Consider the following 13334-nt stretch of genomic DNA (forward strand, 5'->3'; position numbering starts at 1 on the left):
GCAGCGTGTGCGCTCAGGCCGCGGATTCGAACCCGGACCGCGGCGTCAGCGCACACGCTCGGCCAGGAACAGGCGCCGTCGCGCGTCGTACACCGCCCGGATCTCGCCCCGGCACTCCTCGGGCCGCTGCGTCATCCGGCGGAAGCCGAAGCGGAGCGTCTGCCAGCCGATGGTGGCCGCGAGCGCATCGCGGCGGATGTCGCGCTCGCGCTGCTCCCGCGATCCGTGGAAGGCGGCGCCGTCCATCTCGACCGCGAGGAGCACCTCCTCGTAGGCGGCGTCCAGTGCGAACGACTCGCCCGCGACGGTGATCCAGCGCTGTTGGCGGAACCGGGGCATCCCGGGCGCCCGGAGGACCCTGAGGCAGCCCCAGATCTCCAGTTCGCTCTGGCAGCCGTCGGCCAGCAGCCCGACCAGGCGCACGAGTTCCGCGCGCCCCGGCAGGCAGGGACGGCGCTCGATCTCGTGCAGCAGGTCCCGCGGGCCGCACAGCCGCCGGCGGACGGCGGTGATGGTCGCCGCCCGGGCCTCCCGGCAGGCTCGACCACGGCTGCTCCCCCACACGTCGACCAGCGCCCGTTCGGGACAGGTCACCGGCAGGCCGTCGACGCGCCGGATGGGCGTGACCACGTCGCGGCTGCGGTGCAGGACGACGCCGGCGGTCCCCCGCCCGCTGCGCCGGAGGTCGACCGTCAGGTGGACCGGCCCCGCCTGGGGCGCGAGGTCCCAGAGCGCCAGCGCCGACCAGTGGCTGACCAGGCCTCCGCCCGAGCGGACGGCGGCCTCGACGCGCACCCGCCAGTCCCCCGCGACCGCCGGCAGCGCGTAGACCTCCGGCTGGAGCCGGACCAGGCGACCGCTGCCCACCCACCGCGCCACGGTGGCCCGGTCCACGCGTTCGGTCAGCTCGTGCCAGGTCGCCCATCCGGTGGGGCCGAGCACGGTCGAGATGCCGAGAGCCATGCGCCGACCCTGCGGACGTCCGCCGCCTCCGTGGGGCGCGCGAGGGGATCTGTGGACAGCCGCCTCCGAGCGTGTGCGCCCACGCCGCAGGATCGGCGCCAGAACGCGGCGTCGGCGCACACGCTCCTGCCCACCAACGCGACGAGCCCGCCCCCGAGGAGTCGGGGACGGGCTCGTGGCGCGCGGGTGGTTACGCGGACTTCTCGCGCGGGGTGCGGGCCGGCTTGCGGGGCACGATCGTCGGGTTGACGTGCTCCAGCACGACCTCCTTGGTGATCACCACGGAGGCGACGTCGTCGCGGCTGGGCACCTCGTACATCACCGACTGCAGCACCTCCTCCATGATCGCGCGGAGGCCGCGGGCGCCGGTGCCGCGGAGGATGGCCTGGTCGGCGATCGCCTCGAGGGCGTCGTCGGTGAACTCCAGGTCGACCCCGTCGAGCTCGAACAGCCGCCGGTACTGGCGCACCAGGGCGTTCTTCGGCTCGGTGAGGATGTTGATCAGCGCCTCGCGGTCCAGCTTCTGCACGGCGGTGATGACGGGGAGCCGGCCGATGAACTCGGGGATCATCCCGAACTTCAGCAGGTCCTCCGGCATGACCTCGGAGAAGACGTTCGACTCGTCGACCTCGGACTTCGGGCGGATCTCGGCACCGAAGCCGATGCCCTGCTTGCCGACGCGGGCCTCGATGACCTTCTCCAGCCCGGCGAAGGCGCCGCCCACGATGAACAGCACGTTCGTCGTGTCGATCTGGATGAACTCCTGGTGCGGGTGCTTGCGCCCGCCCTGCGGCGGCACCGAGGCGGTGGTGCCCTCGAGGATCTTCAGCAGCGCCTGCTGCACGCCCTCGCCGGAGACGTCGCGGGTGATCGACGGGTTCTCGCTCTTGCGGGCGATCTTGTCGACCTCGTCGATGTAGATGATCCCGGTCTCGGCGCGCTTGACGTCGTAGTCGGCGGCCTGGATGAGCTTGAGGAGGATGTTCTCGACGTCCTCACCGACGTAGCCGGCCTCGGTGAGCGCGGTCGCGTCGGCGATCGCGAACGGGACGTTGAGCATCCGCGCGAGGGTCTGCGCCAGGTGGGTCTTGCCGCACCCGGTCGGGCCCATCAGCAGGATGTTGGACTTGGCCAGCTCGACCGACTCGTCACGCGTGCCGCCGCCGGCCTGCACCCGCTTGTAGTGGTTGTAGACGGCGACGGCGAGGGCCCGCTTCGCCGTCTCCTGGCCGATGACGTACTGGCCGAGGAAGTCGTGGATCTCCTTGGGCTTCGGCAGCTCGTCGAACTTCAGGTCCGACGACTCCGAGAGCTCTTCCTCGATGATCTCGTTGCAGAGGTCGATGCACTCGTCGCAGATGTAGACCCCGGGGCCAGCGATGAGCTTCTTGACCTGCTTCTGGCTCTTCCCGCAGAACGAGCACTTGAGCAGGTCACCGCTCTCACCGATTCGTGCCACCTGCTGACCTCCAGATCGGGGAAAAGGTCCGTTGGTCGGCGGACCCGATGTCTTGCTGGACTGCCCGTGCTCGACCCCGCTGCCTGTCTTCCGCGAGGTGCTCCTCCCGGCGCTGCCGGCCGGGGATCGGGCGCTCGTCGACCGTACCCGCCGGTCCCGACGCCCAGGGGGACCAACGCCCCCGGTGCGCCGGAGCCCGGCTGGCCGTGTCGTCGCTCACGGCACTCCGACCCCATGTGCACTCCGCCCCTCAGACGGTACGGGCCGAGGGCGCGCAACGCGACGCCTCGGCCCGCACCGGCTCAGGAGCAGATCAGCTGCTGGTGGGCAGCGCGTTGAGCTTCCGGCTCTGGATGACCTGGTCGACGATCCCGTACTCCTTGGCCTCCTGGGCCGTGAGGATCTTGTCGCGGTCGATGTCCTGCCGGACCTGCTCGGCCGACCGGCCGGTGTGCCGCGCGAGGATCTCCTCCATCTGCGTGCGCACCCGCTCGATCTCGGCGGCGTGGATCTCCAGGTCGGAGACCTGACCGCCGGCCTCGCCGGAGGGCTGGTGGATCAGCACCCGGGAGTACGGCAGCGCCAGGCGCTTGCCCGGGGTGCCGGCCGCGAGCAGGACGGCGGCGGCGGAGGCGGCCTGACCCATGCAGACGGTCTGGATGTCCGGGCGGACGAACATCATCGTGTCGTAGATGGCCATCAGCGACGTGAACGAGCCACCGGGCGAGTTGATGTAGATCGTGATGTCGCGGTCGGGGTCGGAGGACTCCAGCGTGATCAGCTGGGCCATCACGTCGTTGGCCGAGGCGTCGTCGATCTGCACCCCGAGGAAGATGATGCGCTCCTCGAAGAGCTTGTTGTACGGGTTGCTCTCCTTCATGCCGTAGCTGGTCCGCTCCACGAAGGAGGGCAGCACGTACCGGCTGGAGGGCAGCTGGAAGGCGCTCATGTCGTCAGTCCTCGCGGGCTCAGTTGTCGGTGACCGGGTTGGCGCGGTCGGTCATGGTGGCGCGGCTGACGACGTGGTCGACGAAGCCGTACTCGAGGGCCTCGGCCGCGGTGAACCACCGGTCGCGGTCGGAGTCCTTCTCGATCTGCTCGACGCTCTGCCCGGTGTGCTGCGACTGCAGCTCGTTGAGCTCGCGCTTGGTGCGGCGGAACAGGTCGGCCTGGATGGCGATGTCGGCCGCGGTGCCGCCGACGCCGGCCGAGGGCTGGTGCATCATGATCCGCGCGTGGGGCAGCGCGTACCGCTTGCCCTTGGTGCCGGCGGTGAGCAGGAACTGGCCCATCGAGGCGGCCAGGCCCATCCCGTAGGTGGCGACGTCGCAGTCGATGAACTGCATCGTGTCGTAGATCGCCATGCCGGCGCTGACCGAGCCGCCGGGCGAGTTGATGTACAGGTGGATGTCGCTCTTGGGGTCCTCGGCGGACAGCAGCAGCATCTGCGCGCAGAGCTGGTTGGCGATCACGTCGTCGACCTGGGTGCCCAGGAAGATGATGCGCTCGCGCAGCAGGCGCTCGTAGACCGAGTCGTTGAGGTTCATCCCCCCGGCCGCGCCGCGCAGCTGCGGGGCGCTGACCTGGTTCGGGTGGGTGCTCACGGGTGTGGTGACCTCCGTAGGACGGTCGGACGTTCGGTCTCGGGGTTGGGTGGTTCGCAGGTGGTGCAGGGCCCGGGGGCGCGCCGCCCGGGAGGGTCTCCCCCGGGGTTCGCCTGAGTCCTGTCGACCCTAACGCGCGGTCCCGGGGCAGGAGTCCCGGCCGGGCGGGGTGTTCGCCCTCGGCGCAGCGCCGGCGCGCACTCCCCTGCCCCGGAACGGACGACGCCGCCCCGCCCCGGTCAGGGGAGGGACGGCGTCGTCGTCACGTGGCCGGCGTCCCCGGGCCCGCGCCGCACGGAGCGTGGCGGGAGGGGACGGCGTCCGTCATCAGACCTTCTTGACGTCCTCGGTGTCCTCGACGGCGCCCTCGGCGGCCTCGACCGCGGCGGCGTCGGCCACCTCGGCGTCGGGCGCCTCGTCGGTGGCCTCCTCAGCGGCCTCGTCAGCGGCGGCGTCGTCGTCGGCACCGGCGGCCTGCACCGTCTTCGGGCGCAGCGCGTCGAGGTCGACGACGTTGCCCGAGGCGTCGGTGATCGTCGTCTGCTCGAGCAGCTGGGCGAGCGTCTTGGTGCGGCGGACGTCGGCCACGAACTCGGCGATGTTGCCGCCCTGCTGCAGCTGCTGGGCGTACTGCTCGGGGCTGACCCGGCTGCGCTGGGCCTGCGCCATGATCTGCGCGGACAGGTCGTCGTTGTCGACGGTGACCTCGCGGGCGTCGGCGATCGCGTCGAGCACGAACTGCGTCTTGACCGCCTCCTCCACGTTCTTGCGCAGGTCGGCGTCGTAGGTCTCGCGGTCCTCGACGCCGGCGGCGGAGAGGTAGGCGTCCCAGTCCATGCCGGCGCGCTGCAGCTCCTGGGCCATGGCGTTGTTGCGCCACTCGACCTCGCGCTCGACGAGGTTCTCCGGGATCGGCACCTCGATGGTCTCCAGCAGGTGCTCGACCAGCTTGTCGCGGGCCTGCGCGCCCTGCTGCAGCACCTTGGTGCGCGAGAGGCGGGTGCGGACGTCGTCCCGCAGCTCCTCGAGGGTGTCGAACTCGCTGGCGGTGGAGGCGAAGTCGTCGTCGAGCTCGGGGAGCTCCTTCTCCTTGACCGAGCGCACCGTGACGGTCACCTCAGCCATGCGGCCGGAGTCCGGCCCGTTGAGCAGCGCGGTCTCGAACGTCTTCGACTCGTCGGCGGACAGCCCGCGGATCGCGTCGTCCAGGCCCTCCATGAGCTGGCCGGAGCCGACCTCGTAGGACATGCCGCTGGTCGAGCCGTCCTCGAGGACCTCGCCGTCGAGCTTGGCCTCGAGGTCGATGGAGACGAAGTCGCCGTCCTGCGCGGCCCGCTCGACGCCGTTGAGCATCGCGAAGCGCTCGCGCATGACCGAGATCTGGTTGTCGACCTCCTCGTCGGTGACCTCGACGTCGTCGACGGTGACCGCGAGGGAGTCCAGGTCGGGCAGCTCCAGCTTCGGGGCGACGTCGACCTCGGCGGTGAACTCGAGGGTGTCGTTGTCCTCGAGCTTGGTCACCTCGATGTCGGGCTGGCCGATGACCCGCACCTGGTTCTCGCGGACGACCTCGGAGTACACCTCGGGGATCGCGTGGTTGACGACCTGCTCGAGGACGACGGGGCGGCCGACGCGCTGGTCGATGATGCGGTTGGGCACCTTGCCCGGGCGGAAGCCGGGGATGCGCACCTGGTTGCGCAGCTCCTTGTAGACCTCACCGAAGGCGTGGTCCAGGTCCCCCCAGGGCACCTCGATCGCCATCCGGACCCGCGTGGGGCCCAGTTCCTCGATGGTGCTCTTCACAGCGCAGTGCTCCTCGGGTGTCGCAGTCAGGGGTGGCGTCGGGCGGGGCGGACGACGCGGGTCGACCCACGAGTCTAGAGACGTGCGGGACGGCGCCGGGGCGCGGTGTCGGGGTGACAGGATTTGAACCTGCGGCCCCCTGCTCCCAAAGCAGGTGCGCTACCAAGCTGCGCCACACCCCGTGGCGGACCGAGTCTAGGTGGCCGCCGCGCGGGACCGCCGCTCCTTGACGGCCGGTCGGCGCCGGACCACGCTGGCCGCGCCCCGAGCCCGGTGGAGGACGGCAGTGGTGGTCTACGGCGTGCTCGGCGCCGTGGAGGCGCGGCCGTCGGCGGGCGGGGACCCGCTGGACCTGGGCAGCCCGCTGCAGCGGGTGCTGCTCGCCCTGCTGCTCACCGAGCCGGGCCGGTCGGTGTCGCTGGACCGGATCACCGACGCGTTGTGGGCCGACGCCCCGCCCGCCGAGCCCGAGGCGTCGGTGCAGGCCTACGTCTCCCGGCTGCGCCGGGTGCTGGGCCGGGTCGTGGAGCGGACGCCGTCCGGGTACCGGCTGGTCGCCGAGCCGGAGGACGTCGACGTGCACCGGTTCTCCGCGCTGGCCGCCTCCGCCGGCCGGCGGCTGGCCGCGGGCGACCCCGCCGGGGCCCTGGCCCAGGCCGACGCCGCCCTGGCGACGTGGCGGGGCGCGGTCGCGCTCGAGGACGCCGGGGACCGCCCCTTCGCCGCCGCGACCCGCGACCGGCTCGACGCGCTGCGGCTGCGCTGCCGGGAGGACCGGCTGGCCGCGCTGCTCGCGCTGGGCCGCGCCGCCGAGGCGGTGCCCGAGGCCGAGGCGCTGGTCTCCGACGCGCCGCTCGCAGAGCGGCCGTGGGTGCTGCTGGTCGACGCGCTGGCCGCGGCAGGTCGCACCGCCGACGCGCTGGCCCGCTACGCCGAGGTGCGCCGACTGCTGGACGAGGAGCTGGGGCTGACGCCCGGCCCGGCGCTCGAGGCAGCGCAGGCGCGGGCGCTGCGCGGGGAGGCCGCGCCGTCCCCCGCCCCGCCGCCTCCGCCGTCCGGCCTCGTGGGCCGGGACCGCGAGGCGGCGCTGCTGCACGACCTGGTCGCCGGGCTGTCGCGGACCGGGCCGCGGTTCGCGCTGGTCGACGGCGAACCGGGGATCGGCAAGACGCGCCTGGTGGCCGAGGTGGCCGGCGCCGCGCGGGCGGCCGGAGCGCAGGTCGCCGTCGGCCGCTGCCACGAGGACGACGACGCACCCGCCCTGTGGCCGTGGCTGCAGGTGACCGGCGCGCTGGGCGCTCCCGGCACGGTGCCCGAGGGCGGTGCGTTCGCGGCGTTCGAGCGGGTGCTGTCGGCACTGGTCGCGGCTGCGGGGCGGGCGCCGGTCGTCGTCGTGCTGGACGACCTGCACTGGGCCGATCCCGCGTCGTTGCGGCTGCTGTCGTTCCTCGCGGTGGAGCTGCAGCACGGGCCGGTCGCCGTCCTGGCCACCTGCCGCACCGGCGTCCGGGACCCGGGGCTGGGACGGGTGCGCGCGGCCCTGGCCCGGACCCCGGGGTTCGCGCAGCTGACGCTGGGCCCGCTGGACCCGGCCGCGACCGCGGCGCTGGTCGCCGACGTGGTGGGTGCCGAGGCCGCGGCCGAGGTGCACGAGCGGTCGGGCGGCAACCCGTTCTTCGCGACCGAGCTGGCGCGGGTGCTGAGCTCTCCCGGGGACGGCGCACCGGTGCCGCCCGGGGTGCGGGACGTGGTGGAGCGGCGGCTGGCCGGCCTGCTTGAGGGGGCGCGCGAGGTGCTCACGCTGGCCGCGGTGGCGGGTCAGCGCTTCGCCGTCCCCCTGCTGCAGAAGGCCGACGGCTCGACCGCACCCGACGACCTGGCCGACGCACTCGACGCCGCCCAGGCGGCGGACCTGGTGCGGCCGGCCGGGCCGGGCGAGCTGGCCTTCGCGCACGCGCTGGTGCGGGAGACGCTGCTGGAGGCCGCTCCCCCGCTGCGCCGGTCCCGGTTGCACGCGCGGATGGCCGCGGTGCTGCCGGCCGGGGCGGTGTTCGAGCGGGCGCACCACCTGGTGGCCGGGCGGCCGTTCACCGACGCCGACGCGACGGTCGCCGCCTGCTCGGCGGCCGCCGAGCGGGCCGCGCACGACCACGCGCACGAGAGCGCCGCGCGGTGGTGGGAGCGGGCGCTGGAGGTGCTGGACGCCGACCCGGACGGCGGTCCGCTGCGCTCGGAGCTGCTGCTGCGGGCGGGGACGACGATGGCGCGCGCCGGGTCGTGGGCGGAGGCGCAGCGGCTGCTGTCGGGCGTCATCGATGCGGCGCTGGCCCGCGGGGACGCCGACGCCGCCGCGACCGCGGCCGACCAGCTGTGGGGCATCGGCGGGCTGTGGTTCCCGGTGACCTACGGCGTCTACCCGGCGGAGCTGGTCGGCCGGCTGGAGGCGCTGCTGGCGGCGGCCGGCGAGGTGGACGGCCCGACGCGGGTGCGGACGCTGGCGGCGCTGGCCGTCGTCGTCCACTACGGGCCGGACCGGACGCGCGGGCCGCGGGCGGCGGAGGAGGCGCTGGCCGTGGCCCGTCGCACCGGGCGCGCCGACCTGCTGCGCACCGCGCTGGTGGGCCGGCTGGGCGGCAACTGGCTGCCCGGGCACGAGGCCGAGCAGATCGCCGACGCGACCGAGCTGCTGGTGGCCACGCCGGCCGACGAGCTGCCCGAGATGGCCGTGATGGCGCTGGTCCGGCGGGCACTCGCCCGGATCGCGCTGGGTGACGTGGCCGGCGACGCCGCGGACCTCGCCGCGGCGGAGGAGCTGGCCCGCCGGCACGAGTTGCCGCTGGTGCACGCCCAGCTGGCCAGCCTGCAGGCGGTGCGGGCGATGCTCGCGGGCTCGTTCGCGAGGGCGGAGGGGCTGGTCGACCGGGCGTTCGCGCTGGTGCAGCGGACCCAGCTGTACACGCAGGACTGGCAGGACCTGGTGATGCGGTCGTTCATCTGGCTCGACCAGGGGTGCCTGGCCGATCGGCTGCCGGAAGCGGTCGTCGGGGTGGACACCAGCGGGGGCGCGGACAGCGGGATCCTGCTGACGGCGATCACGCTGCTCGAGGGCGGGCGTCCGGAGGTCGCCGCGGCCGCCATGGCGGAGGCGGACGCGTGGCGGCCGTTCCCACCGCAGTGGGACTGGCTGGCGCTGACCTGCTGGCAGGCCTATGTCGCCGCCGAGCTCGCGGCCTCGCCGGCCGGCATCGACCCGGCCGTGCCGGCCGCGATCGCCGACCGGCTGCTGCCGTTCGTCGACCACCTGGCGGTGCAGGGCGGGATCGGCGCGCAGGGCCCGGTAGCGCTGCTGCTCGGGCGGGCGGAGGTGGCCGCCGGACGCTTGGACGACGCCGAGCGGCACCTGCGGCAGGCGGTGGCCACGAGCGAGCGGCACGGGTTCCGGCCGTCGCTGGCGCGGGGGCTGCTGGCGCTGGCGTCGCTGCTGGCGGCGCGCGGGAACGAGGCCGAGGCGCGTGATCTGGCCCGGCGGGCGCTGGAGGTGGCCGAGGAGGTCGGGATGGTGCTGGTGGCCCGGGCGGCGCGGGAGCTGGTGCCGTCGTGACGAGCGTGTCGCACCCGGTGTTCGCCCGGCTGTGGTCGCGGCTGGCGGCGGCCGGTGAGCGCCAGGGGACGGCGGAACTGCGGGACCGGCTTCTTGCTCCGGCGGCGGGTCGGGTGCTGGAGGTCGGCGCTGGGACCGGGACCAACTTCGTCCACTACCCGCCGGCGGTGACCGAGGTAATGGCGGTCGAGCCGGAGCCGCGGCTGCGTGCGCTGGCGGACGCAGCCGCTCTAGCCGCTCCGGTCGCGGTGCGGGTGGTGGACGGGGACGCCGGGGCGCTGCCGGCGGAGGACGGGGCGTTCGACGTCGCGGTCGCCTCGCTGGTGCTGTGCAGCGTGCCGGACCAGGGGCGGGCGCTGGCCGAGCTGAGGCGGGTGCTGCGGCCGGGTGGGCGGCTGCTGTTCTGGGAGCACGTGCGGGGTGAGGGCGCCGCTCTCGTGCGTGCGCAGCGGGTGCTCGACGCGACGGTGTGGCCGTTCCTCGCCGGCGGCTGTCACACGAGCCGGGACACGGTGGCCGCGATTGAGGCGGCGGGCTTCACGGTCGAGCGGCTGGAGCGCTTCGACTTCCCGGAGCTGCGGGTGAACCCCAACCCGACCCGCACGCAGGTGCTCGGAACGGCGGTCCGGGACTGACCGCGAGGTCGGCTAGGCTGGCCGGGCACCTCGCGGGTGTAGCTCAATGGTAGAGCCCCAGCCTTCCAAGCTGGCCATGCCGGTTCGATCCCGGTCACCCGCTCCACGCTTGACCGCAGGCCAGGCGGGTCGCAGCCGATCGCAGCCCGGTTGCCGGGCCTGGCCACGCAGTCGGTCATGCCGCCCGCAGTGCAGGTCTGGTCGGTGCTCGCCGGGACGACGGCCCACCGCCCGCGCGGTGTTCCGTCGGTCGCGCCCGGCGCCGAGGTCGCGGGCGCGGCGGTGCACCGACCAGGACCCGCCCGCCCAGGCGGACCCGGCCGTCCGCGCTGAAGCCGGAGAAGGGGTGGACGCGGGATCGGCCCGGCGAGCCGGACCTGGTCGGCGGCGAGCCGCCGCTCCACTGCCACGAGGGTGGAGGACATCCGGCGCGGCATGCCTGATCGTGACGCCCGTGTCCCCCGGGCCGAGCAGGGCGCTCCCGACACCAGCGTCGGCCGGGGTCCGAGGCAGGCGACCGTGATGTGCTCGTCCTCCGCCTTAGCTAGCCGGTGCTCCTCAGGCGCCCCAGTCCGGGCGCAGGGGCGCGCCGCTGTCGCCGTCGGTCGTCCTCGTGGCGAGGACTTGGTGCAGCTGGATTTCGTTGCGCTCGAAGCCCAGCCGCGACCCGGCCAGGTACAGCGCCCAGACACGTGCCGTCCCGAGCCCGACCTCCTCGACGGCCTGCTCCCAGCGGGCGTCCAGGTTGCGCGACCACGCCGCGCAGGTGCGGGCGTAGTGCTCGCGCAGGTTCTCCTCGTGGCGCACCTCGAGGCCGGCCCGCTGCAGGGCGCCGACGATGCGGCCGAGGCCGGGCAGCTCGCCGTCGGGGAAGACATACCGGGCGATGAAGCCGCGCCGCCGGATGGGCGGGCTGTCGTCGTCGGGGCGGGTGATGCAGTGGTTGAGCAGCCGTCCCTGCGGACGTAGGAGCGAGGACAGGCGGGCGGCGTACGCGTCGAGCTGCGCCAGGCCGATGTGCTCGGTGAGGCCGATGGAGCTGATCGCGTCGAACGTCCCCGTGACGTCGCGGTAGTCCTGGTGGCGCAGATCGACCTGCCCGGTGAGCCCGGCCTCGGCGACGGCCTTCTGGCCCCACTCAGCCTGCTGGCGCGACAGCGTCACCCCGACCACCTCGACGCCGTAGTGCTCTGCGGCGTGCAGGGCCATGCCGCCCCAGCCGCAGCCGACGTCGAGCAGCCGCATCCCGGGCTCGAGGCCGAGCTTGCGGCAGACGAGGTCGAACTTGTTCTCCTGCGCCTGCTCCAGGCTCGCGCCGTCGGTCGGGTAGACGGCGCACGTGTAGGCCATCGAGGGTCCGAGGACCCAGGAGTAGAAGGTGTTGCTCACGTCGTAGTGGTGGGACACGGCGAGGGCGTCGCGCCCGCGCGTGTGGGCGCGCAGCCCGGCGATGTAGCGGCGGGCGCCGACCTCCTGCGGCGGCGGCTCGACCAGGTGCAGGGCCTCGCGGCCGAGGGTGCGCAGGACGGCGCGGCGCTGGGCCCACGACAGGTCGGCCATGTGCTTGCCGGTGGACAGGACCTGCAGTGCCCGGTGGTGGTCGGGCGCGTCGAGGTCGAGCATGCCGGAGACGTAGCCGCGGGCGAGCCCGAGCTCGCCGGGCGCGACGACCATGTGCGTGAGCGCCCGCGGGTCGCGGACGTGCAGTGTCACCTCGGCGTCCGGCGGCCCCGCCACCGACCCGTCGTAGGCCGTCACCGCCACCTGCTCGGGCAGCACCGCCCGCAGCGCCTGCGCGACTCCCAGGGCTCCCACGTCGTCTCCTCGGTCTAGCGGTTGCGCACGGTCTTGTCGTACAGGTCGAGCAGCCTGCGGTCCGGGTCGTACGCGGCCTTGAGGCGTGCGTAGGTCTCGCCGCCGTACAGCCGCCAGAACACGTCCTCGTCGTAGTACGCGGTGCTGTACAGCGACTTGTGGCCGCCGAGCTCCTCCACGAGGCGCTCCACCAGGCGGTTGTGCGTGCCGTCCGGCTCGTCGGCGTCGAGGGGGACGCTGGACCAGAAGCCGACGTTCACGTACAGCCTGTCCGGCTGCAGGGGGTACAGCGGCCACGTCCGGTCCGCCGAACGCTGCTGGAGCGGGCAGAACCACACCGGGGCGATGGGGACCTCGCGCGCGAAGACGTCCATGAAGTCGGCCAGCCGCTCCACCGGGACCTCGACGTCCTGCACGACGTCCTCGCGCGGCGGCTGCCCGCGGCGCAGGTCCCAGCGGGTCTTCCAACGGTGCCGCTTCTCGAAGGCGACGAGCTTCCAGTAGACGTCGCTGCGCAGCCACCGCTTGGGCCAGAAGCGGCGCACGGTGGGGTTCTGCGCGCCGAAAGCACGTGAGCACCAGAACCAGTCGGTGTCCCAGCGCCACAGGTAGTCGGCGACGGTCAACCAGTCTTCGTCGCGCGACTGCACGGAGCGGTAGTAGACGTGCTGCCCGGTGTAGTCGGAGACGTACGGGGCGGACGCCGCCCAGCTCGCGAGCGTCACGCGGACCTCGTCCGGCGAGAACCACGTGGCATCGACGAAGTCCGCCTCGCGTCCGCGGCACGCGGCGGCCATGACGTCGGTCGCCTCGGCGACGGAGCCGCACGCGACGTGCTTCAGGTGGACGTACGGCTGCACCGGCTCGAGCTCGACGAGCAGGCGCAGGGCGTAGCCGAGGGTGCCGTAGGAGTTGGGAAAGCCCGCGAACAGCTCGGCGTGCTCGCCGTCCGGCGTCACGGTGAGCACCTCACCGGCGCCGGTGAGCACGTCCATCTCCAGCACCGACTCGTGCGGCGTGCCGTTGCGGAAGCTGCTGCTCTCGATGCCGAGACCCGTGACCGCCCCGCCCAGCGTGATGGTCTTCAGCTGCGGGACGACCAGCGGCATGAGCCCGTGGGGCAGGGTGGCCGCGACGAGGTCCTCGTAGGTGGTCATGCCCAGCACGTCGGCGGTCCGCCGGTCCGGGTCGACGTGCAGCACGCCGGAGAAGGCCGAGACGTCGAGCCGCGGCGCCGAGGACGCCTCGCGGGTCCGGAACAGGTTGCTGGTGCGCTTGCCCAGACGTACGGGAGCGCCGGACGGCAGGGCTGCGAGCTGGGCGCGCAGGTCGGCGACCGCGAGGTCGTAGGCCCGACGGTCCAGGCTGGCTGCTGCACCCATGGGCGCGAACGTATCGAGCTTCGTGTCTTCTGCGTCGCGACCGGCTCGTGCTCCGTGAGGCGTACGACGAGC

Annotated in this window: 9 protein-coding genes and 2 tRNA genes; 3 read left to right on the forward strand and 8 right to left on the reverse strand. The window is 73.7% G+C overall.

Annotation, left to right across the window (positions count from 1 at the left end; genetic code table 11):
• Positions 1 to 45 precede the first annotated feature (45 nt).
• From ACI8AX_RS06265 to ACI8AX_RS06290, 6 genes are all read right to left on the reverse strand, one after another.
• The gene (locus tag ACI8AX_RS06265; protein WP_456548925.1) at positions 46 to 963 is read right to left on the reverse strand and encodes a DUF559 domain-containing protein; all 918 of its coding nucleotides are present in this window, start codon (positions 961 to 963) and stop codon (positions 46 to 48) included.
• Positions 964 to 1153: 190 nt separating this feature from the next.
• A complete protein-coding gene (clpX, locus tag ACI8AX_RS06270; RefSeq protein ID WP_456548926.1) occupies positions 1154 to 2422 on the reverse strand; it encodes an ATP-dependent Clp protease ATP-binding subunit ClpX in 1269 nt (422 codons plus the stop codon).
• Between the two features lie 313 nt (positions 2423 to 2735).
• A complete protein-coding gene (locus tag ACI8AX_RS06275) occupies positions 2736 to 3371 on the reverse strand; it encodes an ATP-dependent Clp protease proteolytic subunit (protein WP_456548927.1) in 636 nt (211 codons plus the stop codon).
• A 19-nt stretch (positions 3372 to 3390) separates the two neighbouring features.
• The gene (locus ACI8AX_RS06280; RefSeq protein WP_456548928.1) at positions 3391 to 4026 is read right to left on the reverse strand and encodes an ATP-dependent Clp protease proteolytic subunit; all 636 of its coding nucleotides are present in this window, start codon (positions 4024 to 4026) and stop codon (positions 3391 to 3393) included.
• A gap of 327 nt (positions 4027 to 4353) precedes the next feature.
• Positions 4354 to 5829, reverse strand: a complete 1476-nt coding sequence (gene tig, locus ACI8AX_RS06285) for a trigger factor (protein WP_456548929.1) — start codon at positions 5827 to 5829, stop codon at positions 4354 to 4356.
• 108 nt (positions 5830 to 5937) lie between these two features.
• A tRNA-Pro gene (locus ACI8AX_RS06290) sits at positions 5938 to 6011 on the reverse strand.
• 104 nt (positions 6012 to 6115) lie between these two features.
• Here ACI8AX_RS06290 and ACI8AX_RS06295 point away from each other — a divergent pair.
• The 3 genes from ACI8AX_RS06295 to ACI8AX_RS06305 all read left to right on the forward strand — a co-directional run bounded on the left by ACI8AX_RS06295 (position 6116) and on the right by ACI8AX_RS06305 (position 10171).
• Entirely contained in the window at positions 6116 to 9430 is a 3315-nt protein-coding gene (locus tag ACI8AX_RS06295; protein ID WP_456548930.1) for an ATP-binding protein, read from the forward strand.
• The gene (locus tag ACI8AX_RS06300) at positions 9427 to 10065 is read left to right on the forward strand and encodes a class I SAM-dependent methyltransferase (protein ID WP_456548931.1); all 639 of its coding nucleotides are present in this window, start codon (positions 9427 to 9429) and stop codon (positions 10063 to 10065) included. The genes ACI8AX_RS06295 and ACI8AX_RS06300 overlap by 4 nt, the downstream gene beginning before the upstream one ends.
• A gap of 32 nt (positions 10066 to 10097) precedes the next feature.
• Positions 10098 to 10171 (forward strand) — tRNA-Gly (locus tag ACI8AX_RS06305).
• Positions 10172 to 10623: 452 nt separating this feature from the next.
• Here the strand turns inward: ACI8AX_RS06305 and ACI8AX_RS06310 are convergent.
• Positions 10624 to 11880 carry a class I SAM-dependent methyltransferase gene (locus ACI8AX_RS06310; RefSeq protein WP_456548932.1) on the reverse strand — a complete coding sequence of 419 codons (1257 nt, stop codon included), beginning with the start codon at positions 11878 to 11880 and terminating at the stop codon, positions 10624 to 10626.
• Positions 11881 to 11894: 14 nt separating this feature from the next.
• Positions 11895 to 13262, reverse strand: a complete 1368-nt coding sequence (locus ACI8AX_RS06315; RefSeq protein WP_456548933.1) for an FAD-binding oxidoreductase — start codon at positions 13260 to 13262, stop codon at positions 11895 to 11897.
• Positions 13263 to 13334 lie beyond the last annotated feature (72 nt).

Source organism: Blastococcus sp. SYSU D00813 (genome assembly GCF_054050735.1).